This is a genomic window from Terriglobus sp. TAA 43 (genome assembly GCF_000800015.1).
GTDB lineage: Bacteria > Acidobacteriota > Terriglobia > Terriglobales > Acidobacteriaceae > Terriglobus.
Map to the genome: position 1 here is coordinate 757,426 of NZ_JUGR01000001.1, position 26,881 is coordinate 784,306.

The 26,881-nt window shown below is 56.3% G+C and carries 28 protein-coding genes; 2 read left to right on the forward strand and 26 right to left on the reverse strand.

Annotated elements, in window-relative coordinates; translation table 11 throughout:
- Nucleotide 1: 1 nt before the first annotated feature.
- Together hpnC and M504_RS03135 are read right to left on the reverse strand one after the other, a co-directional pair.
- Entirely contained in the window at nucleotides 2-952 is a 951-nt protein-coding gene (gene hpnC / locus M504_RS03130) for a squalene synthase HpnC (protein WP_047487867.1), read from the reverse strand.
- Nucleotides 949-2,016 (reverse strand): zinc-binding dehydrogenase, encoded by a 1,068-nt coding sequence (locus tag M504_RS03135; protein WP_047487872.1) that lies wholly within the window; start codon nucleotides 2,014-2,016, stop codon nucleotides 949-951. Before M504_RS03135 ends, hpnC begins: the two co-directional genes overlap by 4 nt.
- 123 nt (nucleotides 2,017-2,139) lie before the next feature.
- On the opposite strand from M504_RS03135, the gene M504_RS03140 reads away from it, so the two are divergent.
- Nucleotides 2,140-2,919, forward strand: coding sequence for an ABC transporter permease (locus M504_RS03140; RefSeq protein ID WP_047487873.1), 780 nt, complete (start codon nucleotides 2,140-2,142; stop codon nucleotides 2,917-2,919).
- Between the two features lie 5 nt (nucleotides 2,920-2,924).
- Entirely contained in the window at nucleotides 2,925-3,731 is an 807-nt protein-coding gene (locus tag M504_RS03145) for an ABC transporter ATP-binding protein (protein ID WP_047487876.1), read from the forward strand.
- Between the two features lie 2 nt (nucleotides 3,732-3,733).
- On the opposite strand, the gene M504_RS03150 is transcribed toward M504_RS03145, so the two are convergent.
- The 24 genes from M504_RS03150 to M504_RS03265 all read right to left on the reverse strand — a co-directional run bounded on the left by M504_RS03150 (nucleotide 3,734) and on the right by M504_RS03265 (nucleotide 26,880).
- Nucleotides 3,734-4,486 (reverse strand): dienelactone hydrolase family protein, encoded by a 753-nt coding sequence (locus tag M504_RS03150; RefSeq protein ID WP_047487879.1) that lies wholly within the window; start codon nucleotides 4,484-4,486, stop codon nucleotides 3,734-3,736.
- 20 nt (nucleotides 4,487-4,506) lie between these two features.
- Nucleotides 4,507-4,917, reverse strand: coding sequence for a hypothetical protein (locus M504_RS03155; protein WP_047487882.1), 411 nt, complete (start codon nucleotides 4,915-4,917; stop codon nucleotides 4,507-4,509).
- A 52-nt stretch (nucleotides 4,918-4,969) separates the two neighbouring features.
- Entirely contained in the window at nucleotides 4,970-6,145 is a 1,176-nt protein-coding gene (locus M504_RS03160; RefSeq protein ID WP_047493252.1) for a glycosyltransferase family 2 protein, read from the reverse strand.
- An 8-nt stretch (nucleotides 6,146-6,153) separates the two neighbouring features.
- Nucleotides 6,154-7,917, reverse strand: coding sequence for a hypothetical protein (locus M504_RS03165; RefSeq protein ID WP_156993480.1), 1,764 nt, complete (start codon nucleotides 7,915-7,917; stop codon nucleotides 6,154-6,156).
- A 144-nt stretch (nucleotides 7,918-8,061) separates the two neighbouring features.
- Complete coding sequence (gene pnp, locus M504_RS03170) at nucleotides 8,062-10,452, reverse strand: polyribonucleotide nucleotidyltransferase (RefSeq protein ID WP_047487887.1); 2,391 nt, start codon at nucleotides 10,450-10,452, stop codon at nucleotides 8,062-8,064.
- Nucleotides 10,453-10,742: 290 nt separating this feature from the next.
- Nucleotides 10,743-11,009 (reverse strand): 30S ribosomal protein S15, encoded by a 267-nt coding sequence (gene rpsO / locus M504_RS03175; protein ID WP_047487890.1) that lies wholly within the window; start codon nucleotides 11,007-11,009, stop codon nucleotides 10,743-10,745.
- 86 nt (nucleotides 11,010-11,095) lie between these two features.
- Entirely contained in the window at nucleotides 11,096-12,304 is a 1,209-nt protein-coding gene (locus tag M504_RS03180) for an endo-1,4-beta-xylanase (protein WP_232296137.1), read from the reverse strand.
- A gap of 255 nt (nucleotides 12,305-12,559) precedes the next feature.
- Nucleotides 12,560-13,441: a flagellin gene (locus M504_RS03185; RefSeq protein ID WP_047487893.1), complete on the reverse strand. Its 882-nt coding sequence runs from the start codon at nucleotides 13,439-13,441 to the stop codon at nucleotides 12,560-12,562.
- Nucleotides 13,442-13,459: 18 nt separating this feature from the next.
- The gene (flgK, locus tag M504_RS03190) at nucleotides 13,460-14,815 is read right to left on the reverse strand and encodes a flagellar hook-associated protein FlgK (protein WP_047487898.1); all 1,356 of its coding nucleotides are present in this window, start codon (nucleotides 14,813-14,815) and stop codon (nucleotides 13,460-13,462) included.
- A complete protein-coding gene (locus M504_RS03195; RefSeq protein ID WP_047487902.1) occupies nucleotides 14,803-15,036 on the reverse strand; it encodes a hypothetical protein in 234 nt (77 codons plus the stop codon). The genes flgK and M504_RS03195 overlap by 13 nt, the downstream gene beginning before the upstream one ends.
- Nucleotides 15,037-15,038: 2 nt before the next feature.
- On the reverse strand, nucleotides 15,039-15,341 hold the full coding sequence (gene flgM, locus M504_RS03200) for a flagellar biosynthesis anti-sigma factor FlgM (protein ID WP_047487905.1): 303 nt from the start codon (nucleotides 15,339-15,341) through the stop codon (nucleotides 15,039-15,041).
- Nucleotides 15,338-15,691, reverse strand: coding sequence for a hypothetical protein (locus M504_RS03205; protein WP_047487907.1), 354 nt, complete (start codon nucleotides 15,689-15,691; stop codon nucleotides 15,338-15,340). The genes flgM and M504_RS03205 overlap by 4 nt, the downstream gene beginning before the upstream one ends.
- Nucleotides 15,691-16,788: a flagellar basal body P-ring protein FlgI gene (locus tag M504_RS03210; RefSeq protein WP_232296138.1), complete on the reverse strand. Its 1,098-nt coding sequence runs from the start codon at nucleotides 16,786-16,788 to the stop codon at nucleotides 15,691-15,693. Before M504_RS03210 ends, M504_RS03205 begins: the two co-directional genes overlap by 1 nt.
- A gap of 37 nt (nucleotides 16,789-16,825) precedes the next feature.
- Nucleotides 16,826-17,587, reverse strand: coding sequence for a flagellar basal body L-ring protein FlgH (locus M504_RS03215; protein ID WP_232296139.1), 762 nt, complete (start codon nucleotides 17,585-17,587; stop codon nucleotides 16,826-16,828).
- The gene (locus M504_RS03220) at nucleotides 17,584-18,087 is read right to left on the reverse strand and encodes a hypothetical protein (RefSeq protein ID WP_156993483.1); all 504 of its coding nucleotides are present in this window, start codon (nucleotides 18,085-18,087) and stop codon (nucleotides 17,584-17,586) included. Before M504_RS03220 ends, M504_RS03215 begins: the two co-directional genes overlap by 4 nt.
- A 41-nt stretch (nucleotides 18,088-18,128) precedes the next feature.
- Nucleotides 18,129-18,917: a flagellar basal-body rod protein FlgG gene (gene flgG / locus M504_RS03225; protein WP_047487916.1), complete on the reverse strand. Its 789-nt coding sequence runs from the start codon at nucleotides 18,915-18,917 to the stop codon at nucleotides 18,129-18,131.
- Nucleotides 18,918-18,940: 23 nt separating this feature from the next.
- Entirely contained in the window at nucleotides 18,941-19,714 is a 774-nt protein-coding gene (locus M504_RS03230) for a flagellar hook-basal body protein (RefSeq protein ID WP_232296140.1), read from the reverse strand.
- A 34-nt stretch (nucleotides 19,715-19,748) separates the two neighbouring features.
- Nucleotides 19,749-20,468, reverse strand: coding sequence for a hypothetical protein (locus M504_RS03235; RefSeq protein WP_047487918.1), 720 nt, complete (start codon nucleotides 20,466-20,468; stop codon nucleotides 19,749-19,751).
- 206 nt (nucleotides 20,469-20,674) lie between these two features.
- Nucleotides 20,675-21,019, reverse strand: a complete 345-nt coding sequence (locus M504_RS03240; RefSeq protein WP_232296141.1) for a FliM/FliN family flagellar motor switch protein — start codon at nucleotides 21,017-21,019, stop codon at nucleotides 20,675-20,677.
- The gene (locus tag M504_RS03245) at nucleotides 21,016-21,930 is read right to left on the reverse strand and encodes a flagellar motor switch protein FliM (protein ID WP_047487921.1); all 915 of its coding nucleotides are present in this window, start codon (nucleotides 21,928-21,930) and stop codon (nucleotides 21,016-21,018) included. The genes M504_RS03240 and M504_RS03245 overlap by 4 nt, the downstream gene beginning before the upstream one ends.
- The gene (locus M504_RS03250; protein WP_232296142.1) at nucleotides 21,920-22,804 is read right to left on the reverse strand and encodes a sigma-70 family RNA polymerase sigma factor; all 885 of its coding nucleotides are present in this window, start codon (nucleotides 22,802-22,804) and stop codon (nucleotides 21,920-21,922) included. Before M504_RS03250 ends, M504_RS03245 begins: the two co-directional genes overlap by 11 nt.
- Before the next feature lie 35 nt (nucleotides 22,805-22,839).
- Nucleotides 22,840-24,960, reverse strand: coding sequence for a flagellar biosynthesis protein FlhA (gene flhA / locus M504_RS03255; RefSeq protein ID WP_047487929.1), 2,121 nt, complete (start codon nucleotides 24,958-24,960; stop codon nucleotides 22,840-22,842).
- Nucleotides 24,953-26,113 (reverse strand): flagellar biosynthesis protein FlhB, encoded by a 1,161-nt coding sequence (locus tag M504_RS03260; RefSeq protein WP_047487932.1) that lies wholly within the window; start codon nucleotides 26,111-26,113, stop codon nucleotides 24,953-24,955. Before M504_RS03260 ends, flhA begins: the two co-directional genes overlap by 8 nt.
- Nucleotides 26,110-26,880: a flagellar biosynthetic protein FliR gene (locus M504_RS03265; RefSeq protein WP_047487936.1), complete on the reverse strand. Its 771-nt coding sequence runs from the start codon at nucleotides 26,878-26,880 to the stop codon at nucleotides 26,110-26,112. Before M504_RS03265 ends, M504_RS03260 begins: the two co-directional genes overlap by 4 nt.
- Nucleotide 26,881 lies beyond the last annotated feature (1 nt).

Here is a 26,881-nt window from a genome sequence, read left to right on the forward strand (position 1 = left end):
CTCAGCGAAGCCCCCGCGATCCCCGATGCACACCTAGCTTGCTCAGTCCGGCTCCAAGCAACAGTTTCAACTTTGCAGCCTTGCTGACTTCCGGTCGCTGACTGAGCGTGTTGTATCCAATAGCCGCAATCGCATCTAGGATGGCAAGTCCACCCTGCGTAAATAGTCGCAGCGTCGCAGCAAGTTCGCGGTCAACACGATCAATCAACGGCGCGCCTTCGAGTAACATCGCGCGTGTGTCCATGCAGAGCTCCTGCAACATCGCACGATATCGGTCTGTCTCGCGTCCACTTCGAAGATCCGCTTCGGTCACGCCAAACTTCTCCATGCGATCCAGCGGCAGATAGATGCGGTCGCGCTGACGAAGGTCTTCGCCTACGTCCTGCCAGAAATTCGCAAGCTGCAACGCGGTGCACGTCTTGTCGCTCAATGCATGCAACGCAGGCTCGCGATAGCCACACAGATACAGCACCAGCGAACCCACCGGATTCGCGGAATACACGGAGTACTCTTCGTCTTCGGCCAGCGTGGCAAAGCGCGTCTTCACCTGATCCTGCTCAAAAGCAGCGATGAGATCGGCAAACGGTTTCTTCGGCAGATCACACGCCACAATCGTAGGCCGCAGGGCAACAAAAACAGGATGCCGCGACAACTCCGGCGTGTCGTAGCACTCGTCCAACATCTCGCGCCACGTGTGCAGAAGACGCGTGGCTGTTGCCGTATCGGCGACTTCATCACCCAAGTCGTCGGACACACGACAGAAGGCATATACCGCATGAAAATGCGGACGCAGCGGCTTCGGCAGAAACGCCGTCGCTACATGAAAGTTCTCGTAGTGCGACTCGGCCAGCGCCTTGCACCAAGCCTGCGCCTCCTCCAGAGAAGGGTGCGTGGTTGGCTCCAACAGTTCCGCTGGAGCGCCTTCCAGACGCTGTTCTGCTACGGAAGTCATGCCGCACTCCCAGGCAGGATGGCCGTCTTGATGTCGAGCATGCGGTTGTCGCTCCGCACCAGCATCTTCGCGAAAACATTAGGCACATCACTCAACGGTGCGGTCGCAGTAATGAAATCTTCCGCATGCATGCGTCCGCTGGTGATCAACTCAAAGGCGCGACGGTTGGTTGCAGGCGTGTGATGGAACGTGGCCTTCAGAGTAATGTCGCCATAATGTAGGCGGTTGGTATCCAACGCCACAACCGTGCCGCTGGGCGGGCCACCGAAGAAGTTCACAGTGCCCCCCTTGCGCACCATCTCCACGGACTGCTCCCAAGTGGCAGGTGTGGCGACGCACTCCACCACAATGTCTGCGCCTTCGTTTTCAGGTGTCAGCGCACGCACAACCGCAACGGTATCGACGCCTTCTGTGATTTGGACAACTTCGTCTGCGCCGAACCGCTTCGCGCTGGCAATCTGGTCATCGCGCTTCACCACGGCAATTACGCGACATCCGCTGATGTGCGCGGTACGGATGAACATGAGTCCGATCGGCCCCGCTCCGATGACCACCAGCGTGTCGCCGGGCTTGGGAAAACACTGCTCCAAGCCCAGGACAACACACGCCAGCGGTTCCATCAGGGCAGCGTGTTCGAACGGGACGCCATCCGGGATATGCAGGGTGTTCTTCTGAACAATGCGTTCTGGAATACGGATGTACTCGGCATAAGCGCCGTTACTGAACAGCAGATCGCTGCACAGGTTTGGCTGATCGCGTCGACAGAACAGGCATGATCCGCAAGGTGCCGAGTTCGACGCCACGACGCGGTCACCCGGCTGAAAACCGGCGACTCCCTCACCCATGGCTACGATCGTTCCGGCGATCTCATGGCCAAAAAGCGTGGGCGGGACCAGCATTTTGGCGTGGTACCCGCGACGGAAGACCTTCAGGTCCGTCCCACAGGTCAAAGCTGCGCCAACACGCACCAGGAGCTCTCCGGGACCAATTTCCGGAACAGAAACGGTCTCCAGCCGCAGGTCTTCCCTGCCATGGAGAACTACGGCTTGCATCGTCTTTGCCATTCGTTACTATTTTCTCACTTGTTGCATGGTTGAGCAGCGGTTGCGAAACGGATCATCGTTTCTTCGCATCTGATACCTTGACCGGGACTTCCAAACTTTTAAGGGCAGGCCAACGACACACGGATGAAGTTTGTTTCGCCAACTGAATTTGCAAAAGACAAGCTGTGGTCCGTGCAGGAGTATTCCCTGCTCTGCGGTCGCTCCATTGGCTCTCTTTTTTCGCGCCCCATCTATTTTTCGGACATATTCACGCAGATGGATTCCATCGGCATCGGATCACTTCCCATCGTGATCCTGTCGGGCTTTTTCACCGGTTGCGTTCTGGCGCTGCAATCTGTTTCATCGCTCAAAGAGTTTGGCGCCGTCTCGATGACTGGCACGCTTGTTTCGCTCTCCATGGTGAAGGAGCTTGGCCCAGTGCTGACGGGCCTGATGGTCTCCGGCCGTAATGCCTCAGGCATGGCCAGCGAACTAGGCTCCATGAAGGTGACGGAACAACTGGACGCCATGCGCGCCCTCGGCGTCGATCCCGTCCGCAAATTGGTTGCGCCACGCGTTTCCGCGACGGTGTTCATGCTCTTCTGGCTTACGGTCATTTCCGACGCAGTAGGCATGCTCGGCGGTGGACTCGTCGGCGTGTTCATGCTGGGCCTGAACGCACACTCTTACTGGCGCAACAGCTATCGTGCCCTGAACTACGGCGACGTGGTCCAGGGTATGACCAAGCCTGTCTTCTTTGGGTTCATTATCGCCACGGTGGGCTGCTATTTTGGCGTCAGCACCAAGGGTGGAACCCAGGGCGTGGGTAAAGCCACCACTCAGGCCGTCGTGGTGTCCTCTGTGATGATCATCGTGATGGACTTCCTTATTAGCCGCCTCACCATCGGCATCTTTGGGCGGTGACCACAATGCCTGAAGGAAAACCTAAAGAACCAGTGCTCGAGGTTCAAAACGTCAGCATTGCCTTCGATAGCAATCGTGTTCTCAATGACGTCAGCTTCACGCTCTACAACGGCGAAACCTGCGTCCTGCTTGGGCCCGCAGGCGGCGGCAAGAGCGTTCTGCTGAAGATCATCAATGGATTGATCCCACCGGACAGCGGTAGCATCCGCATCTTCGGTCAGGAGATCACCACCATGAAGCAGCAGGAACTCTTCCAGATGCGGCGCCGCGTGGGCATGGTCTTTCAGGAGTCTGCTCTGTTTGACTCGATGAATGTGGAAGACAACGTCGCCTACCGTCTGAACGAAGAAGGTGTCGATCCAACCGAAGCGCACAAACGAGTCGAAGAGTCATTGGAGTTCGTGGAACTGAGCCAGGCGATCAACAAATTTCCGTCAGAACTCTCGGGCGGCATGCGGCGTCGCGTTTCCATCGCACGCGCGTTGATCACCAAACCAGACTTGATCCTCTACGATTCGCCCACCGGCGGCCTGGACCCCATCACATCCACAACGATTGTAGAGCTCATCCTGAAGCAGCGTGACGAATCGCACACTGCCTCCGTGATGATCACACATCGTCTGCAGGACGCGTTCTTCCTGGCCACGCATCATTGGGATAGTGCCACAAAATCGGCACAACTCATCCCGGATGGCGGCGTGGATAACAGCACGAAATTTCTGGTGCTGAACGAAGGACGAGTCGTTTTCGACGGGTCCACGTTGGAGCTGACTCACACCGAAGACCCGTGGTTGCAGAACTTCCTCTCGTAACCCTATCGGTCGCCCTGGCCCAATCGACGCGCAAAAAGATCCAGCGTCTCTCGGTAAAGATGCATGGCCAGTTCAGGATCGTACCGTGCACCTTCATCGCGCATAAACGCATGTGCTCCGTTCACCTCGTGCCATGCAAAGCGCAGGTTCAACTCGTCCAAACGAGCAAGGATCGTGCGGCGTCCTTCCAGCGGAATGTGCGGATCCTGCCGTCCCCAGATCATCAGCAACTCGCCCTTGATCTCCGCCGCACGCGCTAACGAATCGTCGTTCTGTCCCTTGCCCAGCGATCCCTTGTGAATGTCTGTGCCATAGAAGCACACCGTGGCCCGCACATCTGGCTCAAAGGCAGCACGGAACGACAGGTGCCCACCAAGGCAGATGCCAATGGCACCAAGCTCGCCAGTGCAATCCTCACGTGATTTCAGATGATCCAGCACAGCTCGTGTATCCGCGTCATAGCTGGCCAGTTCCTTCTCATACTTGTACTTGTTGCCCACATCGCTGCCAGCCTGGTCATAGGCCAGCACTTCTCCCGCCGGCAGAAACTCGTGGTAAACCTCGGGCATGGCGACCACATAGCCGTGCCCGGCAAGAAACGCAGCGGTACGACGGATAGGTTCTGTGATCTGGAAGATCTCCGAATAAAACACCAGCCCCGGATATTTTCCCGGAGCAGCCGGACGCACAATGTGCGTGCGCATGGGGCCATAGGGGGTATCGAGGGTTACATACTCATGCGGCGCAACGATCACAGTTCATCTCCATTCTTGTCTTAGCGAAAACTCACAGCAAGATGCCAACGCACACCGCGATCCGCAACCTTGCGAAGAACAGTTTCATACTCTTCAAGCTCTTCGCGAATAAACTCACCTTCGCTGCCGATCAGTGCGGGGTCCTCTTCCAATGCGCGCAGCATGGGTGAGACCGTAGCCAAACCTTCATGCCCGCTGAACCACTGCGGCGGAAGCAATCTTCCCTGCAGCTCGGGATCGCCCGCGCCCTCGTCGAGTAAGAGAGCCATGGCGTTGTCATCCGCGGAAAAGAAGTCAATGAGCGGACGCACACCCAGATGAATCGCCAAGCGCTCCAACGAGTCTTCATTACGAGCCAGCGCACGACCGTTCACGAACGTATCGAAGCCTGGGTCGTCTCCTTCAACGACGATGTACATCGAAGCAGCCATCTGCGGCCTAGTGTAAACAAAACAGGCTTGTGCAAAGGCCTGCGTTCGCCGTTTACCGGCGACGCAGACCAAGAAGGCTAAGGAAGAAGCTGCCGAAGCAGACCTGCGTTCCCAACATCAGGCACAACATCGCAGGGAGCGTGCGACGCATCATCTCCACTGGAGGAAGATGACCGTAGCCCGTGTGCGCCCAACCGACAACCGAAGAGACCGCAATTCCAATACCGACCAGCAGTAGCAATACGCCTGCAATCAGGCCGGTTTCCAGAGTGATGTACTGAAACCACCGATTAAAGCTTTCGTCCTCTGGAAGAAGACCTTCGGTAATGGCAAATACCTTCGCCGCAACACCGAAGAACACAAGTTGGAACCCTAGCAGCACAGCCGCGGCGGCATAAGCCAGCGTATCCACGCCCAGGTTCACATGGCCTAGAGGGCGCTCGGCAGGCATCAACCAAGCCATCAATCCAAAGCCGCCAAGCATCAGCGTAAGACCAGGAAACAGGAACAGCCAACGCGGCGAATACAACAGCAGAAAGCGGAAGTGACGCCATCCATCGCGCCACGTCTTCAGGTGCGGAGGACGGCTGCGTCCGTCTTTCTGAAGCGTCGTCGGCACTTCAACAATGTTCTGCTTCTGCAGCGACGCCTTCACCACCATCTCACTGGCAAACTCCATGCCCGTGGTGCGCAGTGCAAGAGATTCGTAGGCGCTCTTGCTGAAGGCCCGAATACCGCAATGGAAGTCGCCAACCGGCGTATGAAACAGCGTGCGTCCCATCCAGCTCAGAACGGGATTGCCAAGGTACTTATGCAACGGTGGCATCGCACCCGGCCCAATTCCGCCAGCGAAGCGATTGCCCATGACAAGATCTGCACCGTTGCGAAGCTTTTCCAAAAAGCGCGGAATGTGCGCAAAGTTATAGCTATCGTCCGCGTCCGCCATCAACACATACTTGCCTTCCGCAGCAAGAATGCCCGCATTCAGCGCGGCTCCATAACCACGGATAGGTACATTAACTACTCGTGCACCATGGTCTGTTGCGATCTGCTGCGAACCGTCGGTCGAACCATTGTCCGCGACAACAACTTCGCCTGCGATGTTGTTTTCTCGCAGTGCCGCCATTGCTTTGTCGACGCAAACGGCGAGTGTCTCTGCCTCGTTCAAACAAGGCATGACAACTGTGAGTTCCAACGAACCTGTGTGTGCGGCTTCTTGTGAGCTCATTGCATTCATCATGGCATGACTTGAGATTTCGGGCTTAAACGGAGAGCGTAATACCTGGTCTCACCAAGCCGTTGCCACCCTTCTGTGGCGGGGTGTGCGTTGTTCATCTCTCCTGGGTCAAACGCCCCCACAATCACCTTCGCGCCCTGGCTGCGAAGCGCATCGTATGCCAGTTGCCGGTTTGCCATGGTATCCAGTTGCATGGCGAGATGTTTTGACTCAGGCGCATAAATCTCGTCGACGATACGAACGCCTGCCACACGCGCCCAGTAAAAATCATTAACGCAGGCAATCGTTCCGATACAGGCAATGCTGTCGCCGGGCTGCAGGCCCATAGTCCGCAACCCTTCTGCTGCACCGAAGATCTGCGCATCTCGCCATGCTGGCACCTGCCCCACGATGGAAAGCTGACGTCGATTCTCAGCGGCCTGTCGCGTCATTGCCCCCAAAGGAAGCAGCGCAAACAAAAGCATGATGGCAGAAGGAACAAGCTTGAGCGTGCCGTCGTGGGGCCTTTGTTTCTCAACTGCGGCGAAGAGTGCAATCAGAATCAGGAGATACGCTGCTGTAACGTATCTTTCTTCGACATTCACTAACGAGTAGATACCCCATATCAAAATGCCCAGTCCCGATGCTGGCCATGCATACCGTCCAAGCCAATGAATCCTGCCGCATGTGAGCAACAGAACAAGCAGAAGAAGGAGTGGCTCCGGATGATTCAAGAGATATCGGAAGATCAGCACCACATTTCGCTCGTCGCGCGCGATAAGTCGCGACAGCGAAAACTTCGCAGTGATGTGATCGTTCCAGTAGGTTGGATCAAACCACGGTGGATATGTCCCGTGCTGCATCTGCGTATAGCTGTAGACGCCCGGCGTTCGCATCAGTTCCTGCTCGGGATGTTTCAACTCGACAGTAGCGGAGCCAAACGAGCCCGTCATCCGCTGCTGCAAATGCATCTTCTCTGTGCCGGAGACGTACCAGATGTAGTTCAAACTGCCAGAGTCACCGAAATCGAAACGTTGATGCTGACGTGAGAGCGCTGCAATGTACGGTCCAGCGACGACACCAAATGCAACCAACGCGACAATGCTCTGCGCAAGCGCCGTGGGAATACGCCGTTTACATACGAGCACTGAAAACGATACGAGCGCAGCGGCACACAGAAGCGCTAGCAGAAACGCGAACGACTTCGTCAGATACGCAAAGCCCAGCGTGAGCCCCATCAATCCCGCATACACAAACGCCGCGCTACCCTCCACGGCCAGCGCTTCCAGCAACAGCCCCACACCGGAAAGTATCAACGCCTGCAATAGGCTATCCGTGCGCACTTTACCCAACGAAAGCTCGCGTGTAGTGGCAATCACCAGCAGAGACAGGCTGAAGAGAGCAAGCAAATCGCCTGAGAACAGACTCTCCATAGCAGGATCCAGCCGTCTCCGCAGCCGCACCAATCCATGCACCAGAAGCAGGATGCTGCCTACTTCCAGAAAGAAGATGGCGACGTTGAGTACGTAATACGCACCCAATTCATTCCACCGGTTTGTCTGAAATACCGTCTGTGCCGCCGCCAGAAGCGCCGGATACAGTGGATGCCAATAGCCGTTCACGGCCGCGTGCAGGTTGTGGCCGCGGATCAGGTCGGCCAGATCCATGTAGGCTACTGCGTCACCGTCGATGGCATACGCGTCGTATCGCGCAGAAAACAATGCCAACGGTACCAACAGCAGCAGGTATATCCAAAGTACTTTTCGTATAGCTGAAGCGTTCACGCGCCTTCCAGGGGAAGAAAGATGGGGAGCACAGTGGAAGCACCTTCAGGATAGCGTATGCGCAGGCGCGGGCTGTTGCGGCAAGGTCAAAAGAAGAAGACCGCGGCACTTTAGCCGCGGTCTTCTTCTCATTCCATACAAGTATTACGCGCGAGGCGCACCGCTGTTGCCACCGGGCGCACGACGTCCACCGCGACGACGGCGACGCTTACGCTGTGCCTGTGCACCACCGTTTTCGCCGTTCTGAGCAGAAGCATCCGAACCTTCGGTCTCGGACTCACCACCCTCGTCATCGCCCTCGTCGTCCAGGTCATCATCCTCATCGAAGTCATCGCCGCCTTCCAGCGTGATGGTCTCCGTCGGAGCAGGTGCTGCCGGGCGAGGCGGACGCGGTCCGCGATCGCTGCTTGCCTGTTCCGTTTCCGGCTCAGGCAGGCCAAGCTTCGCGCGCTGCTCCTTCAGAACAGCCTTGCGGCTCAGCTTGATGCGGTTGCCTTCAATTGCCAGCACCTTCACCAGAACCTGATCGCCTTCGCGCAGTTCGTCCTTCACGTCCTTTACGCGATGCTCTGCGATTTCAGAAACGTGCAGCAGGCCGTCCGTACCCGGGAAGATTTCGACAAATGCGCCGAACTCCGCCAGACGAACCACCTTGCCCAGATAGGTCTTACCAGGCTCAGGAACTGCCGTCAGGTCGCTGATCATCTGGATCGCGCGTGCCAGGCCGTCCGGATCGCTGGACGAGACATCGACCTTGCCGCTGTCGTCCACATCGATCTTCACCTGCGTGGCTTCGATAATGCCGCGGATCACCTTGCCGCCAGGTCCGATCAGGTCACGAATCTTGTCCGTCGGAATCTGCAGCGTCTTGATCTGCGGAGCGTAGCGCGACTTCTCTTCCGAAGCCGACGCAATCACTGCATCCATCTTGTCCAGCAAGAAGATGCGAGCAGCCTTGGCCTGCGCCAGAGCCTCACGCATGATCTGCGGGGTGATGCCCATGATCTTGATGTCCATCTGCAGCGCGGTAATGCCTTCGCGCGTTCCGGCCACCTTGAAGTCCATGTCGCCATAGTGATCTTCCGCACCGGCAATATCGGTCAGAACGGCGTAGTCATCGCCTTCCTTGACTAGGCCCATCGCGATACCGGCCACAGCAGCCTTCAGCGGAATACCCGCCTGCATCAGCGACAGCGAAGCGCCGCAGACCGAAGCCATCGACGAAGAACCATTCGACTCGGTGATATCCGACACCACACGCAGCGTGTACGGCGAGGACTTCTCATCCGGCAGAACTGCCTCAATCGCACGCGATGCCAGAGCACCGTGGCCGATTTCGCGGCGACCGGTACCGGTCATACGTCCAACCTCACCAACGGAATACGGCGGGAAGTTGTAGTGAAGCATGAAGCGCTTCTTCACTTCGCCTTCGTAGGTTTCCAGGCGCTGCGCGTCGTCAGCGGTGCCGAGCGTTGCAGTGACAAGTGCCTGCGTCTCACCACGGGTGAACAATGCCGATCCGTGCGTACGAGGCAGAACGCCAACCTCGATGTCGATTGCACGAACCTGATCAAACGAGCGGCGATCCGGGCGGATGCGATCCTTCAGAACCTGGTCACGGAAGATGTTTTCGCGCAGCAGTTCATAGACCTTGCCCAAACGCTTGGCAGCGGCAGCATCGCCTTCCGGAAGAGCCTTCTTCAGACGTGACTTAATCTCGGCAATCTTCGCATAGCTGTCAGTCTTGGAGTACTTCTGCGTGTTCAGGACGTCGGCGAGTTCTTCGCCAATCTGGCCCTTCAACTCGTTGTAGTAACCCGAGAGGTCCTCGGCTTCCGCCACGGCGCGCTTCTTCTTGCCGGCCTTCTCTGCCAGTTCGGTGATCTTTGCGCAGATGAGCTTGATCTGTGCGTGCGCAAACTCGATCGCTTCGACAGCCTTGTCTTCCGACACTTCCTTCGCGCCCGACTCCACCATCGTGATGCCGTCTTTCGTACCGGCAACCATGATGTTCAGCAGGCTCTTCTCGCGCTCCGCGTAGGTCGGGTTCACGATGAACTCGCCGTCTACGATACCGACGCGAACCGCGCCGATAGGACCGAGGAATGGAATATCCGACAGTGCCAACGCGCACGATGCGGCATTGATCGCAATCGCATCGGGATCATTCTGCTTATCTGCGGAGTAAACGAACGCGACCACTTGGGTCTCGTTGCGGTAGGTCTCGGCGAACAGCGGACGGATGGGACGATCAATCTGGCGCGAGGTCAGGATTTCCTTCTCAGAAGGACGTCCTTCGCGCTTGATGAAGCCACCGGGGATGCGGCCACCACCATAAGCTGTTTCGCGATACTCAACGGTCAGCGGAAAGAAGTCGATACCTTCCTTCGGCTCCGGAGCGCCAACGGCGGTTGCCAGAATGACGGTGTCGCCGCTGCTTACGAAAGCTGCGCCAGACGCCTGCTTGGCAATACGGCCCGTTTCAAATGTGATGCTCTTGCCACCGGCAAGTTCAACGGTAATCTCCTGCTTCATAGCGGGTGTTCTCTCTTTTTGGTATATGGAAACTTATTTGCGCAGACGCGCGAATGCGCACGCACGGCACAGTGGCCTGCATGGCGCGAAAAACCTTGAAAATTGCGATGCGGGGTGGTTCCAGACGATATCCGGAATGAAACGCTGCATGTGCCGAAGGGCAGGTTCAACCGATCACTCTCCTTAGGAAGAGCGTGTGGCCGGGACGATAACGTCCCGGCACAGCAGATACGGTGCTCCCGATAAATGAATGCACGAGAAGCGGCCCTCGGAATAACTTGAAGGAAGATTTACTTACGGATGCCGAGCTTCGCGATCACTTCGCGGTAGCGGTCGGAGTCGTTCTTCTTCAGGTAATCCAGCAGGCTGCGGCGCTTGGATACCAGCATCAGCAGGCCGCGGCGCGAACCATGATCCTTCTTGTGCGTTTTAAAATGCTCGGTCAACTGGCCGATGCGCTCGCTCAGAATAGCGATCTGCACTTCGGGGCTGCCGGTATCGGTATCGTGCACACGATACTTGCTGATGATCTCGTTCTTTTTCACTGTTGCCAACACTGTCTTGTAGTGCTCCTGAATTTCAATAAAGCCGAATTGGTCTACGCAACAGGATACCACCGGGACGGCGATTGAACAAAGGCAACCTACAGTTTCGGCAGTGGTTTCTGCGGTGTCGGGGTACTTCGCAAGGCACCCGCCTGCCGTCGTGCATCAAACGTCTCCCGCACCGCCACAAATGCCGGTTTGGCACGCAGATGATCGTCAAATAGCAGAGGTCGCTGGGGTAAGCCGTCTTCCCTCGCCCGATCCTTACCGTTATTCAACCAAGTTCCCGCATCTGAAACGCCCCATGTCAGCACGGCCGTCACATTTCTTTCAGGCAGCAGAAGATCCAGGTAGCTGCGATAGAGCCTGGCAACGGTGATATCCCGAGTCGCAATATCCGATGGCAGCGTTCGGTCATTCACGTCCATTTCCGTGAGAAAGACCTCCAGACCGATCTCACGGCAATCACGAACAAACCGCTGTAAACCAGTTCCGTACGCGGACTGCGCCTGCAAATGAGACTGAATGCCAACGGCGTCCAATGGCACATTCCGCTGCTTCAACCGACGCAACATCAGCAGAACCGCCGCACGCTTCATGGCAGCGTCCTGGGTCTCCTGCTCAATGCCGTATTCGTTGTATGTCAGCAGGGCCGACGGATCGGCATCGCGCGCCACACGAAACGCCATCTCGATGTAATCCGTGCCAATCAGTTGCAGCCAGGGTGTGTTGCGAAGGCCATCTGGACGACCATCCTTCACATCGATCGCCTCATTCACCACATCCCAGGAATGCATCCGCCCGGCATAGCGACCAGCAACAGTGCGAATATGATCCCGCAGTAACTGACGTGCGTTCACCGCCGTTACCTGTTTCGCAAACCACTCCGGCAACGCCTCGTGCCAGCAAAGGTTATGGCCTCGCAAACGGATATGACGGCTAGCGGCAAATTCCACCAATGCATCCGCATCTGCGAAGGAGAACTGATCGATGGCCGGACGCAGTGCCTGCCACTTCATCGCATTTTCGGCCACGATAATGCTGCACTGTTGCTCCACAAGAGCGCGATAGGCTGCATCGTCGCGTAACTTCTGCGTGTTCACCGCGAAGCCAAACAGCATCCGCGCATCCATCGCATGTGCCTTCAACGAGTGTGATCCGCTCACATCCACGCCCGGCAATCCGTGCCCAGAACTCGACGACCGCTTGGGTCCACATCCTGTCAACGCAGTCATCGCGGTAGTGGCCGCCAACATTGACGCCCCCTGCAACAACTCTCTGCGGCTAAAAGAATGCGTCTCAGACATGTGGAGTCTTGCTCTCTTTGCGGATCTCATCGGTCCAACGAAGAAAATGCAGAAACTGCCGCTTCTCAGCCCAAAGGAAACCAAATACTTCATTTGCGCCGATATCCTCGGCGTGCATTCCCGAGTATGTCTCCAGACGCCAACGAAGATAAGCACTCCGCCAGGGGCGCAAGCGAGAACCGCGCGTGCTGTTCCAAAGAAAACTAACTGCACCAATCACATGCCGAGTGTACCGGATATGAGAGTTGCGCTGTCTTAGAGATAGTCGAAGAGGCTTCCCTTTTGCATCGCGGCGATCGTGCTCAGCAAGGCAGAACGTTGCGTAGTCACAGCCGAAAGCTCCGTTGCAAGCGTCGGTGTATCCGCAGACAGCAGTGTGGATTGTTGTGCCAGAACATTGGTCTTCTGTGCCGTGATGTAATCGCTCTCCCCCGAAAGGCGACTCTGCGCAGAATTCAAAACGGAACGTTGCGAAATGACACCATTCAGTGCGTCCCGTAAGCCGCTTACTAACGATGTAGCATTTGTCGTCGTCCCGCTCTGTAGTGCGGTAATGATGTTATTTAAGGCATCAAATACAGACGTTCCGGAAGCAGTGAAAACGCTGCTCCCTGGAAGAGAGGTATTTACAGACCCGCCAGATGTCAGCGCAACACTTGTGATGTCTTGATTACCGGTATAGGTCACATTTCCAGACGCATCTTCAGAGAAAGGGACTGCGGCGGAAGATCCGGAAAACAGATATGCGCCACCATAACTACTGTTCGCAAGCGAGAGGATCGAGTCACGAATAGCAGCCAGTGACTGCGCACTAATGTTACGAGTCGTTGCGTTCCCCGTATCGTTCAGCGCCCCCGTTGCAGTGCTGATAGCCGAGGTCAGCTGCGACACAACAGAGCCCAACGCAGTATCAGCAGCTTGCATGCGATTCGTCGCATTGCTGGCTGTGGACAGAAACGCCCCATCCTGTCGCAAGGTATCGGCCATGATAACCGCCTGGCCCGACGCCACGGGATCATCACCCAGCGAAGTAATGCGGAGACCGGATGACATTTCCTGCGAGATGCGTGTCTGCTGATCGCTCAGATTGGAGAGCGACGAAAGCATCTGTTGCAGCGAGGTCGTGCTATTCAACATGAATCATCTCCCCTTGCGCTACGAGGCGGTGGTCTGCTGACCAAGGTTGATCGCCTGCGCCATTAACTCGTTCACAATAGAAAGCACCTTCGCCGCCGCCTCGTACGAACGCTGATACTGCGTCAGGTTTGCGGCTTCCGTATCCAACGAAACGCCTGACACATTCGCTACCTGCGTCGACGTTTGCGTCAGGACGGCATCGTTGGCGGACTTGGTTACGCTGGCACCCGATACTGTTTGTCCCAACGATGTGATCATCGCTGAGAATGCTCCGGCCCCCGTTAGTGAACCCACGATTGCCTGTGATGCTACTGCCCCCATGGCGGCAGCATTGCTTCCATCTGAAGATGCCGCAATGCCAGCGCCGCTGCTGATGGCTAGCTGTAACGTCGCTGCCGTGCTGCCAGAGAAGACATTGCCTCCGGCATTCCCACTGGCATCGGTTCCAGCAGCGTTCTGAGCATTCACTGCAGACGCAATCGCAGCGGCGACCGCATCCAACTGTTGCTGTACGGCGGGAATATCCTGGTCCCGAACCTGCAACAGGCCGCCTATGCTACCCGAGAGAATGGATCCTGTGACGTCATTTCCATTCGAAAGAATGTGAACATTGCCATTCACTGTAGCTGTGCCCATATTGATCGCCTGCGTGCCACTCAATAAAGGTGTTCCATCAGACAGTGAGAGATTCACCGTTCCATCTGGTGCACTAACCGTATTTACATCGACCAATTTTGAAAGTGAAAGAACTGCCTGGTCGCGCTGATCCTGCAAGCCATCCGTGTCCTGTCCCCCAGATTGCTGAATCTGTTTGTTCAGCGATGCAATGTTCATGAGGAGACTGTTGACCTGATCCACAGAGATACTAATTTGTTGATTCAGCGATGCCGTTTGCGAGGATACTTGCGAAGCCGTCCGATTCATCGTCGTAACCAGCGCCTGCGCAGCGGTGTAGACGGTCTGCCGCGCGTTGGTATCCGACGGCGACGATGCAAGCGAGGTCATACTGTTAAAGAAGTTGCTGATGGCAGCACCAATCCCCGACGCATCATCACCAGAGCTATCGATCGTGAATAACGACTGCAGATTATCCAGCGCAGTCGTCCGGGCGGTGCTGGCGCTTGACGCCTCCGTAGCTTGTTGCAAGGATCGCTGCAAAACACGGTCCCGTTGTGCCGTAATGGTCGCCGTAACCCCAGAACTGGTCGACACACCGTTTACATTCACCGTGTCTGTATCGGAAAAACTGGCAACACGGCGCGTGTAGCCATCGGTATTTTGATTGCTGATGTTCGAAGCGGTCGCAGAAAGCGCGGCCTGGTCCGCTGCGAGGGCGCTTGAGCTGAGATGAAGCAGACCGATTAAAGAGCCCATGGGTTGTGCTCTTTCTGCGCGGTCACTTGCGATGAAATTCCCAAATGCACTTCCGCCATCCGCACCTGCCGCGAGAGGACACGGGCTGCATCAGATAACTCACGCAGGTTCAAACTCTGCGAATCGGCTCTTTGTGCCAACGCTGTCTCAACCAGGCGTTCCAACTCATCCGCATCCTGTCGAGCGAGCGCGCGCGACGCAGCCTGAACCAGTGTGTGCATACCTATTCCAGCATCGAAGTCAAAAGTTTGTCCGCCACTGCACCCGCGGAGACGTGATAGTTTCCGGAGTCAACCGCGGCCTTCAAAGAGGCCACGCGATCCGCGCGTACATCATCGGCATTAGCAGACGCCACTGCAAGAACACTGCCCGCGCCGCTAAAGTTGGCAACATCCTGCGAAGCCTGTGCTTTAGAAACGTCTGCAGCACTCGTTTTAGACTGCTTGTCCGCCTGTGACGCGCGCTCCGCCCGATCGACCAATCCGTTCGTCAGTGCGCTACTTCCGATCCCATTCGTCTGCGTCATCGAGAGTCCCCTTTCTCCGGCATATCGGCACCTTGGGAAATAACTTTAGGCGTTTGATCAATATTTTTTTGTTCGTGCGATTCCACGGCTTTCACCATCTTGTTGGCAAAGCCCAAAGCTCCTGAACGCGCTAGGGCACCCGCCATCGCCTCTACGCCATAGCTCTGCATGGGATTGGACGAACTTTCATCCGCGTCCTCTCCAATGGCCGAACCGTTTCCCAAGGGTTTCATCAACTCGCCCATCATCACCGCTTCAAACTGTTGCGCGGCCTGCACCAATTTTGTGTGCCGCAGTGCATTCGAAGAGTTCTCCGTTTGCGTGTCGACGATCGATCCCAGAGAAACCATCACAGCACCTCAATCTCTGCTTCCATGGCCCCGGCAGACTTCATCGCCTGGAGAATGGAGATCACATCACGCGCCGATGCCCCAATCATCTGCAGGCTCCGTACAAGGTCCTCCACCGTCGAACCACCTTTCAGATCGATGCGATTCACGGGCTTGTCCTTCACGTCCACCTGCGTCTGCTGCACTACCTTCGTCTGCCCCTGCGAAAACGAATTGGGCTGCGACACCTCAAACTCACTCACGATGTTCACTGCAAGACCACCGTGCAGAATAGATGCCGGCTGCAACACCACATTTCCGCCGATAACCACCGTCCCGGTTCGTTCATTCACCACAACCTTCGCTTTGGGGTACAGTGCAACCTCAATTGCTTCCACGCGGGACAGCAGTTCCGGCACATCTTCGCCAGTCTTCACCTGCAATTCCACGCTGCGGCTGTTAATGGCATGTGCGGCAGGACGTGCCAACTCCTTGTTGATCGCAGACGCAACCGACTCCGCACTATGAAAATCTGCGTCCTGCAGCAGGAACATAAAGCTCGTCTTGCCCGCAATCTCCAGAGCAACACCGCGTTCCACGGAACCTCCCTGGGGAACCCGCGCTGTCGTTGGGTGGTTCATCGACTTACTGTTTCCATTGGTGGAAACTGAATATCCACCAAGTACAAGCGGCCCTTGCGCTTCCGCATAAATCTTGCCATCAGCACCATAGAGCGGCGTCATCAAAAGAAGGCCACCCTCCAGACTGCGAGCATCACCGGCAGAAGAAACGGTCAGGTCAATCCGTGTTCCCGATCGTGCAAACGGTGGCAGCGATGCCGAAATAAACACAGCCGCCATATTCTGCACGCGGATGGAAGTGGCTGGAATGCTAACCCCCATGCGCAGTAGAGTCGCCGCCAGCGTCTGTGCAGGAAATGCCGTCTGCTGACTGTCCCCTGTTCCATTCAGACCTACGACAATTCCATAACCAACAAGTTGGTTTTCGCGAATGCCTTCAATGGATGCGATGTCCTTAATGCGCGCTTGCCGCTGCACAGCGGTAGGAACAGGGTCAGCAAGAAGTCGACGCTGGGCCAGCAATAGTAATGCGGCCATTGCAACAACACGGAATGTACGCGAACAAGTCATAAGCTCAAAAGATGAGTGCATGTTGCAGTAGTCGCACCAGCACGTTGGGCCGATGCGTGTAATCCGTAACGATGCCATGGCCGCGCACCTGCAACGTTAAATCGCTGATGGAAGTGGAAAGAACACGATTCGCCTGCGAGATATCCTCTGGTCGCACCAGCCCACGCAAGACAACCGTCTGAGTCTGCTGGCTAAACTCCACCTGGCGCGCTGCCTCGATTAACAACATCCCATTCGGCAGCACTTCTATCACCTCGCCGCCGAGCACCGTGCTTAATGAGGAGTTGTTCTCGCTTTGCCCTTGGGCATTCAACGCGGACTGCGCGTTCATGTTGATGAGATTCTGCGCTGCCGAAGCAGCAGAGAGTTTTTGAAAGAGAGCCGACACCGCTGAACTTGCCGAGGAAGAACGGCTTCCTTTCACAGTCCCGTCGGTTGACGATTGCAAGCCTTCCGAAACCACTACCTGCACCAGATCGTGCGGCTGAAGCGCGCGCACATCGGCGGAAAGCCTCGAGAATCGGCTGCCATCTGTCCAGATCGCTCCAGCTGCAGGTTGGTTCGCCATCGATTCCGCGTGCACCCTTCGCAGGTACTCGTCGAGTGATCCCGCAGCAGGATCTTTCGCGGAACGCGTCGCACTCGACGCAGTGACCACCTTGGCCTGCCCATGCATCACAACAATTCCCAACAGCAGAAGCGCGCCGGCGCTAGTCGCAATAAAGCGATACTGCAGCCTGTGCAGCGATACATTCGTGCGGTTCACGGCGTTACCTCTACCGAACCATCTGCACGCACCGTGCCACGAATTCTGTGTTCGGGTTCATCTGCGGACGTACCCGGATTTCGCTTCAACACAAGCGAAATCGTTTTCCCGGCACTTCCGGCTTCCATCGCCCGCGCTTCCACTTCCATATGCATCACTGACGAAATGAAAACTGCATGCACCGACTGCCCTGGTTGAATCAGGATCAGGTGCGGAGCCTCAACGATGCGACGGTCAGTCACAACGTTTTTAGCTTCCGAATTGCTGGCAACTGAGTTGGCCATTCGAACAGGCACAGAGATCGGCACAAGCACCGCAGGCGCATTTGGCATATCGCAACGGCGAACGCGAACCCAGGCACGGCGCAGTACCAAATCCACTTCCACATCCTCCAGGCGATAGCCTGCGTTCCCCACGCTACTGTTTGTGTTTTCTCCAAGAGCAGCCCGCGCCGCCATCTCCGGCGTAGGAGCACATTCCGCCACGAGCGATGCAGGCAACAGACAAATACTAACCAGTAAGACAAGACGCCAGGATCGCATCAGCGCACCATGTTATTGACCTGCGAGTACATATCGTCCGCGGTCTTAATCACCTTCGAATTGCTCTCGTAGGCGCGCTGTGCCAGCACCATCTGCACGAACTCTTCCACAACATCGACGTTGCTCGCTTCCAGATAACCCTGCTGCAGCGTACCCAATCCTGTACTACCTCCAGGGTTGTCAACAATGGGAGTTCCCGAAGCACTTGTCGCAAGAAGCAAATTGCCACCAACGGAACTCAGCCCCCCTGGATTCGCGAATGTCGCCAACTGAATCTGTCCAAGTGTCGCCGCAGTTGTCTGTCCCGGAATCGTTGCCGTTACCACTCCGTATTGCGAGATGCTGACATTGGTTGCATTCGTCGGAATCGTGATGGACGGCAACAGAAGCTCACCATTCGCATCCGTCATTTGCCCCGATGAATTCAGATGGAAGCTTCCATCGCGCGTATATGCCGTGGTGCCATCCGGCCGCGTCACCTGGAAGAACCCGGCTCCGCTGATCGCAAGGTCGAGCTGGTTCCCCGTCTGGTTAAAGTCTCCTTGCGTGTTTACGACTTCCGTTGACACCGCATGGGTCCCAAGCCCAATCTGCAATCCCGCCTGCGTTGTGCTTGTCGTCTGCGCTGCTCCAGGCGTTACAAGATTCTGGTACATCATGTCTTCGAACTGAAGATTCCGACGACGAAAGCCCGTCGTCGATGAGTTCGCCAGATTGTTAGCAACCGTATCCAGGTTTGCCTGCTGTGCGCTCATTCCACTGGCGGCTGTGTACAGTGCACGAATCATCGCCTCACCTCTTTGTTCTTGCGCTAGACCCGGCCCAGCTCTTCCGCTGCGGTCTTGTCAAACTCGTTGTGAAAGACATTCAATGCCTTCTGCATCATTTCCGCCTGACGCTGGATCAGCATCAGCTGCATCGTTCCTTGCACGGCATCTTCGTTCCCGCCTTCCAATGCACCCTCACGCACCTCTGCATCGGCGGCCGTTGCCTTTGCGCCATCCCGGCTCACAAAGCGATTCGAGCCCGTAGCCGCCAGATCGGCTGCGTCGTAGTTCACAATGCCTAACTTCCCGACAATGGCACTGCCACCATCCGCTGCACTTACAGAAATGTCCCCGTTGCTGCCAACATGGACGTCACCAGTCGGTAAAACAATCGGTGCACCGGAAGCATTCAGGACAGGCTCGCCCTGTTGCGTTGTCAGCGTTCCTTCGGCTGCGCAGAGAAAGGAACCATCCCTTGTCAGTTGCGTGCCGTACGCGGTCTTGATCTGAAAAAAACCGCTTCCGTTCAACGCGATATCCAAAGGATTACCCGTCGTCGTAAGTTGCCCCTGCGCCAGATTCAGCCGGGTTCCCCCGAGCATCGAGTACTGATTCACAGCGCTGCTCAACCCGTCACTTTTAGCCTCAGGGCTATAAGCCGCGAAAACACCACGAAAGTAGTTCTGCTGCGCGCGAAAACCATTGGTATTGGTATTCGCAAGATTATTGGCGGCAGTTTCCAGGGCCTGTGTGCGAGCCAGCAATCCGGTGTATGCCGCATAAAGTCCACTGTCCATGCCTATGGACGATGCAATCATTCATCCACAACAATGCTTGTGGAGTTAGGACGATTTAACGTTTCGCGGCATTCATGCTCCCGCCAGAAAGATGGAAGATGAAATCCATCACATCTTCTGTCTGGTGCAAGCCTCCAGCCAGCGCCGAAGGTTCCAACCACATTCGAACCCAGATCATGTTGCGCACGCGCGCCCACCGACTCTCCACCGGCGACTGGCGCTGAACCGTCCTGGTGAGCATCTGCACCAGGTCCACCTCATCTTCGCAATAGAACTCCTCCGCCGGAACGGAGGCCTGCTTCCTGATACTCTCCACCGCGGCAACAAAGTCGCTAACCGCAGCAATGCCAGCATCCACAGGACGATCGTGGATCCTGCGTATGGCGAACACAGCCTGCGCGTCAGGTGCGTCTGCAAATGCAACGCTGATCGTGCCATCCGACTGCTGACGCAGAGGCAACATCTCCACCCCACGAAGCACAGCATACGGAGCAACGCACGCCATGCCATCGGGAATGCTTCCCTTAACATCCCACGCAGTGCACCCCCACTGCGCTGCAAGCCCCTGGACCAGGCGTTGTTCTGAGAGGCCGCAATGCTGCACGAGAACTGTACCGATACGTTCGCCGGTGTATTCTGCACGGTCGCGTGCAAACCGCAGCTGTTCTTGGGTAATAGCACTCTGCGATAACAACAACAGCCCCAAAGGAACGCGATGATTATGTTCAAGCCGCAAAGAATGGTTCGGCAAACCACGACGCACAAAGGATGCCACGCGCGCTTTCAGGCACTGCTCGCTGCAGCACCAACGCCCTTCCACGACCGGTCGAGTACGGCTTCTGAGTCCGAAACGAACCGGCAACGGAAGGCGCGAACCACAGAGACATGAACCCGCAGTCAAGTCACGGACTGCAAGTTCGGAGTCCCGCCTCTCTTCAGACGGCCTGTAGACAGAAGAAACGGTCGTTCCCAAGCGATGCATTAGTGTAGACATCTAACACTCTCCAATCGCAGGCGAGGCACCGCTACTTCTGTCACTTGCAAGGCAAAATTGCCGCCCACTACCACAACTTCGCCACGTGCAACGATTCTGTCGCCGACCAGAAGATCAACCGGATCAGACACCAGCCGATCCAGCTCCAGCACGTCGCCGGCGTTCAATTCCAGAACTTCGGAAAGCAACATCTCGCGACTACCGAACTGAATACGTGCCTCCATCTCAATGTCCAGAAAGGCATCGCCATCGCTTGTCAACAGCGATTCCACGGTAGGTTCTTTAAGCTCTCGCTCCGTTGCGGCATTGCTACCGCCATACATGTCGGTCATTCCCTTCCTCCCTCCGCGCTGTGTGTTTCCACCAGGTGCAGCAACTGGGCGCCGCGATGTTCGCCATACCGCACAGGACGACCACGAAAGATAGTTGCGTTACCTACCCGTAATTCCGCTGCCATTCCATTCTGCAAAGGCAGTGGCAGCGTGATTCCTGGCCTTAGCGCCCGAAGATCCTGGGCGTAAAGCCGCATCGGAGGCAGATGCAATGCCATCCGCAGCTTCGCATTGCCAAGACGCTGCTCCATGTTGGCTCGCTCTTCCGGGGTCCGCAGGCGCTGTCGATCCTGCCGATGGGACATAGCTTTCATCGTGGAAGTGACTGCAGCCGAAGGAAGACAAAACAACAGATCGCCCGTAACTTCTGCAAGCGTGATGCTGAATCGCACAAACAGTACTTTTTCCTGCAATAGCATCAACCGCTGTCCGCGGCTCTCGCGTTCGCGTGGTTCTGCAAGAAACTCCACACCCATCGCTCCCCATGCGCCAGTCCATTCCCGCAACACAATATCCAGAACCGAACCAAGCACCGCTTCTTCGATCTCAGTAAGGTCGCGGTCAATGCGAACCGTCTTACCACTGCCTCCCAAAAGAAGATCGATGATGGCAGGCGCAAGTTGAATATCCAGCGAGAGCGCTGCACGCACACGCAGAGGCTCCATGTGAAGTGGAAGAACAAAACATCCAGTCGACGTCTGCTCCATGAACTGACTAAAGATCATTTGCGACGCTGGCTGAGGCGTGATGCTAATGTTCGTTCGTAGCCATGCTCCGAGCGTATGTGTCAGGTTACGAGCAAACTGTTCGTCCAACGTGCGCAGTGTGCGCAGTTGATCATTGGCGACTAACCCGGCACGACTGAAATTGAACGCTGTAGCGTCGGCCGCCGATACAGACTCAGCGCCCATCCTGTCCCCGCTTTCCACGATTGCGCGAGGCTGCCTTCTCTGCACCAAGATCTGTCAGGGCTGCACGCAATTTCACCACGGCTGAGGTGTGGATCTGCGAAACACGTGATTCCACTACTCCCAGCACCACACCAATCTCTTTCATCGTGAGTTCTTCGTGATAGTAGAGAGACACCACCATGCGCTCCTTCTCCGGAAGCTCCTCAACAGCGTCCATCAGTCGCTGACGCAACTCGCCTTTCAGGCATCGAAAGAGCGGTTCGTCACCTTCGGAGCCCGGCAGATACGACAATTCGTCGTCTCCGCCCTCTTCATTACGCTCCAGGTTAAGGCTGCCGATCTCCAGCCCCTTCAGCTCACCCAGCAGGCGCTGATACTCCTGAAGCGACATCTCCATCTCGTCCGCAACTTCTGTCTCCACGGGAGTGCGCCGAAGGCGTTGCGTGAGCGCACGCACTGCATCTTCAACCGCGCGCCCCTTTCTGCGAAGTTCGCGCGGACTCCAATCCAGCGTGCGCAACGAATCCAGAATGGCGCCGCGTATGCGGAACTGAGCATAGCTCTTGAACTGCACCTGTTTGGAGTGATCGAACTTCGCAACTGCATCCATCAGACCCACAATGCCTGCAGAGATGAGATCGTCTATCTCCACGTGCTGTGGCAAGCGCTCATGGACGCGTCGTGCAACAAACCGAACCGTGGCCAGGTGTTCCACCAGCAACTGATCCTGAGCGGCCTGGCTCATCCGCGCGGGTGCGTTGCCTAACGTTCCATATGCATTGATCCCGGCGACCGGTCCGGAATTTCCTCCAAACAATACACTGGCCGGGACGTCAGCCTTGCCTCGTTCCTCTGAATGTCCGGTCTGCTCCATGTGCATTTCTCCTGTCTTACGAATGCGTGCGTTTTCTAGCCACCTGTCAACTGATGCCCCACCGTCCCCAGGCTGCGAACACGCACCTCTGGCGGAATCTCGCTCGGTGAAAGCACAGTCACTTTGGGCAGAAATGGTTCCAGCCAGCGGCGCAGATGATAGCGTGCCGGCGAAGGACAGAGAAGCACGGGGATTGCCATTGGCATGGCATCGCCTGTTAGGCGTTTCACAGAGTCAAGCAATGGACGAAGAAAGTTACTACTCAAAGGAGCACCGCGCCCATCGTTCCCCAGAAGCCGCGCAGCGCCCTCTGGATCGAAGGTCCGGATGATCTGCTCCTCTAGTCCACGCTCCAGCGTCAGTACACTTAGGCCGCCCTCGCCATCGAGCAGTGGACGCACAATATTCCGCGCCAGCGTCTGCCGAATCTGCTCCGTTAGGCAAACCAAATCTTTTGATTGCGGAGCGTATTCCACGATCGTTTCCAGAATCGTTCCAAGGTTACGAATGCTGACCTGTTCGCGTAACAACTGTTGCAATACTTTTTGAATCTCGCCCAACGTCATCAGCTTCGGCATCAGCTCTTCCATCAACTTCGGGTAACTGTCATTGACCGAGTCCAGTAATCGCTTCGTCTCCGCTCGCCCCAGCAACTCATAGGCATTGCGTCGGATCAGTTCCGCCAGGTGCGTTCCTATCACCGCCGTCTGATCAACAACCGAATATCCTGCCGCCAGGGCCTGCTCTTCCAAACCTGGATCGATCCATCGAGCGGCTACTCCAAAGGCAGGCTCGCGTGTCTCCACTCCCGGTATCACGCGTGCTTTCGGATCGCTGTTGACCGCAAGCAGACAGTTGCCTTCCGTCTGCCATCGACCTATCTCATTGCCGCGAAGCTGCACCACGTACTCTCGCGGACGAAGTCGAAGATTGTCCGTGATATGAACCGGGGGAACAATGAACCCAAGCTCAGCCGCAAGATGTCTACGCAGCGCTCGAACGCGATTAAGCATCTGTCCATTTTGTTTTTCGTCCACCATCGGGATCAGTTGGAACCCGATTTCGAGCGTTAATTCGTCCACCTTCAAAAGACTGGTAAGGTCTTCGGATGGCGGCGCGCCCGCGACGGCATTTCCCGCTAGCACTGCCGCTGCGTCTTCCTCTGCCTTCAGACCATTTGCTGGCAGCGTGCGACCAAACAGAAAGACACCCAAAGCCACCAGAAAAAATGGAATCTTTGGAATTCCTGGAATCAAGGCCATGGCCGTCAACACACCGGCAGTAAGAAACAGAACATTTCTTTGAGAAAACAGCTGCGTGTTGATTTCTTTATCAAGCGTCCCAGAACTGGATGCGCGCGTCAGCACCAGACCACCGGCCATCGACACCAACAAGCTTGGAATCATGGTCACAAGACCATCACCCACCGTCAGAATCGTGTAGGTTTTGACTGCAGTGAGAAGATCAACCCCCTGCTGCAACACTCCAATCAGTAGTCCGGCAATGATGTTGATCGCGGTAATCAGGATGGTCGCCATCGCATCGCGCTGATTGAACCGCGCAGCTCCATCCATGGCGCCGTAGAACTCCGCCTCGCGCGCAATGCTTTCGCGGCGTTTCCTGGCGGTCTGTTCATCGATGAGCCCCGCGTTCATATCAGCATCAATGGCCATCTGTTTACCGGGAAGCGCGTCCAGCGTGAAGCGTGCGGTCACCTCTGCAGTACGCACCGCGCCATGTGACACCACCAGAAACTGAATCGCAATCAGCGCCAGGAACAGTACAAATCCCACAACATAGTTACCGCCCACAACGAACTGCCCAAACGCCTGGATCACATCGCCTGCAGCTGAAGTGCCTTCACTCCCATGCAGAAGAATGCGACGGCTCGATGCCAGATTCAGCGAGAGCCTGAACAGCGTCAGCAATAGCAGCAGCGTTGGAAAGACCGATAGATCGGTAGCTTTTCGCACCTGCACCGCGGTCACAAACACCAATAACGACGCGGTAATCGATACAGCCAACAGCAGGTCCAGCAAGACCGCAGGCAATGGCACCAGCATCACAAAAATGGCACTCATTGCGGCAGCTGGAAGAAGGAACGGCTTGGCATGAGCGAATATGCCAAGGCGTTTGGCTTGAACAGTCTCACTCATGTGAAGGCTCTCCAGTTGCGCTCGACGGCGCAGAATAATCAGTCAAACCCAACATCATGCGAGCAGGTGCTGCATACCCATAACTGCGGTGTCTTGTTGCATGAGACGACGCGCGCTGACGACTCTCGCGGAACAGGTAAGCAAGGATCGCTGCCACCGCGGAATACAGTTCGAAAGGAATGTCTCTGCCTTCGTCCACACCGCGGTAGAGCGCCCTCGCCAGCGGCGGATTTTCAACAATGGGAACACCTGCCCATCGCGCCTCTTCACGAATCTCCAGCGCATGCAGATCGCGCCCCTTCGCCAGTACTTTGGGCGCAGCCATCGTGGCAAAGTCAAACTGAAGAGCAACCGCGTAATGCGTAGGATTGGTGATCACTACGGCAGCCTTGGATATATCCGCCTTCACGCGACGTCTCCGCATCGCACGTTGAATCTGGCGAATTCTGCCCTTCGTATGCGGGTTGCCGTTTGATTCCTTCATCTCCTGTTTGACCTCTTCTTTGGTCATCTTTAGCGAGGTATTCCAGGAACGCCATTCGTTGATGTAGTCAATTGCCGCCCACCCAAGTGAGATCCACGCGGCCTGCACCGCAAGCCCATAAGCCGCCGTCAAGGTCGTGGGAAGTCGTGCCTCACTCATCACCGGCATCGGCAAAACAGACCGGCGAAGCGCCATCGAGGCGAGCGCTGTCACTGCGGCCGCGGGAATCAGCGACTTTGCACAACGCAGGAGAGAACGCGCCGAAAACAAATTCTTGATATTGGTCGCTGGGTTAAGGCGACCAGGCTTCCACGCAAGTGCCGCACCATAAATCTGCACTCCGCCTGTCTGCATCGCCCCAATCGCAATCGCAGAAAACAGCGCACCCGCGAGTACCACTCCTACAGGGACCACCCCTGGAAGAAGCAATTGAGGAAGAGCTCGGCTCATGCCATCCGGTGTGTCATAAGGGCGCATGCCAAGATGCACCGCCGCCGTATACGTCTTACTCCATTGCATCGCAAACTGTCCGGCAGCGCCACGCAACAGTAGCAGTCCACCCACCATTGCAGCAGCATTAGTTAGCTCTCGGCTGCGAACACCTTCACCCTTCTCCCGCGACCTCCGCTTTCGTTGTTCTGACGCTTTTTCTGTGCGCTCGCCACTCATAGCCGGATGTTCCTTTGTGCTACGTCTAAAAGCGCAGCGAAATGGCGCTCAATCCACAAAGGCCACAAGGACAAGCCACCGATGAGCACGATGTAGGACACGATGGTCTTCACCGGAACTGAAGCGATCTGCGCGGGCATAGCAGGCGCTAGTCGACTTACCAGGCCAACCGCGACTTCGACAAGGATGGCAGCAGCAAGCACTGGTGCAGCAAGCTGCACTCCAGAGAGAAATATCCCGGAAGCCATCAAGACAAATGCCTGCGCCGATGCACCGCCCGCTGGTGCATGTCCCAGCGGCACAGCAGTCAAGGTGCGCAACAATGCCGCCAGCATCGTGCGATGCAGACCGGCGGCAAGGATAACAAGCATCCCAAGCCAATTCAGAACCGTACCCAACACTTCTGTTTCAACCTGCGAATTTGGATCCACGAGATTCGCAAGAGAAAAGGAAAACGCAGATCCCATCAGGGCAGCGCCAAACGTTAGGGACTCGGATAGAAGCATCAATGTCAAACCGAAGCACAATCCCACAACCACTTCACTCATAAGTGCCGGAGCCGAAAGTTTGAGATCTGCATTCGGCTGATACGCAGCCACAGGAGTAATGACAACGGTCAGCACGAGTATCAACATTGCCTTCACACGCGCTGGAATAGCGGCCGAACTAAATACCGGCAGCGTCACCACTGCACTTCCGAAACGCAGTAGAAGCAACACGCCCGCTGCAAGGAATGGCTTCAGAGCGTCTTGATCTGTCGATTGCATG

What these genes read in the sequence shown, in the direction of transcription:
- hpnC (WP_047487867.1), bottom strand. Translation starts at nt 952, where the DNA reads ATGACTTCCGTAGCAGAACAGCGTCTGGAAGGCGCTCCAGCGGAACTG.
- M504_RS03135 (WP_047487872.1), bottom strand. Translation starts at nt 2,016, where the DNA reads ATGGCAAAGACGATGCAAGCCGTAGTTCTCCATGGCAGGGAAGACCTG.
- M504_RS03140 (WP_047487873.1), top strand. Translation starts at nt 2,140, where the DNA reads ATGAAGTTTGTTTCGCCAACTGAATTTGCAAAAGACAAGCTGTGGTCC.
- M504_RS03145 (WP_047487876.1), top strand. Translation starts at nt 2,925, where the DNA reads ATGCCTGAAGGAAAACCTAAAGAACCAGTGCTCGAGGTTCAAAACGTC.
- M504_RS03155 (WP_047487882.1), bottom strand. Translation starts at nt 4,917, where the DNA reads ATGGCTGCTTCGATGTACATCGTCGTTGAAGGAGACGACCCAGGCTTC.
- M504_RS03160 (WP_047493252.1), bottom strand. Translation starts at nt 6,145, where the DNA reads ATGAGCTCACAAGAAGCCGCACACACAGGTTCGTTGGAACTCACAGTT.
- pnp (WP_047487887.1), bottom strand. Translation starts at nt 10,452, where the DNA reads ATGAAGCAGGAGATTACCGTTGAACTTGCCGGTGGCAAGAGCATCACA.
- M504_RS03180 (WP_232296137.1), bottom strand. Translation starts at nt 12,304, where the DNA reads ATGTCTGAGACGCATTCTTTTAGCCGCAGAGAGTTGTTGCAGGGGGCG.
- M504_RS03185 (WP_047487893.1), bottom strand. Translation starts at nt 13,441, where the DNA reads ATGTTGAATAGCACGACCTCGCTGCAACAGATGCTTTCGTCGCTCTCC.
- flgK (WP_047487898.1), bottom strand. Translation starts at nt 14,815, where the DNA reads ATGGGCTCTTTAATCGGTCTGCTTCATCTCAGCTCAAGCGCCCTCGCA.
- M504_RS03195 (WP_047487902.1), bottom strand. Translation starts at nt 15,036, where the DNA reads ATGCACACACTGGTTCAGGCTGCGTCGCGCGCGCTCGCTCGACAGGAT.
- flgM (WP_047487905.1), bottom strand. Translation starts at nt 15,341, where the DNA reads ATGACGCAGACGAATGGGATCGGAAGTAGCGCACTGACGAACGGATTG.
- M504_RS03205 (WP_047487907.1), bottom strand. Translation starts at nt 15,691, where the DNA reads ATGGTTTCTCTGGGATCGATCGTCGACACGCAAACGGAGAACTCTTCG.
- M504_RS03210 (WP_232296138.1), bottom strand. Translation starts at nt 16,788, where the DNA reads ATGGCCGCATTACTATTGCTGGCCCAGCGTCGACTTCTTGCTGACCCT.
- flgG (WP_047487916.1), bottom strand. Translation starts at nt 18,917, where the DNA reads ATGATTCGTGCACTGTACACAGCCGCCAGTGGAATGAGCGCACAGCAG.
- M504_RS03230 (WP_232296140.1), bottom strand. Translation starts at nt 19,714, where the DNA reads ATGATTGCATCGTCCATAGGCATGGACAGTGGACTTTATGCGGCATAC.
- M504_RS03240 (WP_232296141.1), bottom strand. Translation starts at nt 21,019, where the DNA reads ATGACCGACATGTATGGCGGTAGCAATGCCGCAACGGAGCGAGAGCTT.
- M504_RS03245 (WP_047487921.1), bottom strand. Translation starts at nt 21,930, where the DNA reads ATGGGCGCTGAGTCTGTATCGGCGGCCGACGCTACAGCGTTCAATTTC.
- M504_RS03250 (WP_232296142.1), bottom strand. Translation starts at nt 22,804, where the DNA reads ATGGAGCAGACCGGACATTCAGAGGAACGAGGCAAGGCTGACGTCCCG.
- flhA (WP_047487929.1), bottom strand. Translation starts at nt 24,960, where the DNA reads ATGAGTGAGACTGTTCAAGCCAAACGCCTTGGCATATTCGCTCATGCC.
- M504_RS03260 (WP_047487932.1), bottom strand. Translation starts at nt 26,113, where the DNA reads ATGAGTGGCGAGCGCACAGAAAAAGCGTCAGAACAACGAAAGCGGAGG.
- M504_RS03265 (WP_047487936.1), bottom strand. Translation starts at nt 26,880, where the DNA reads ATGCAATCGACAGATCAAGACGCTCTGAAGCCATTCCTTGCAGCGGGC.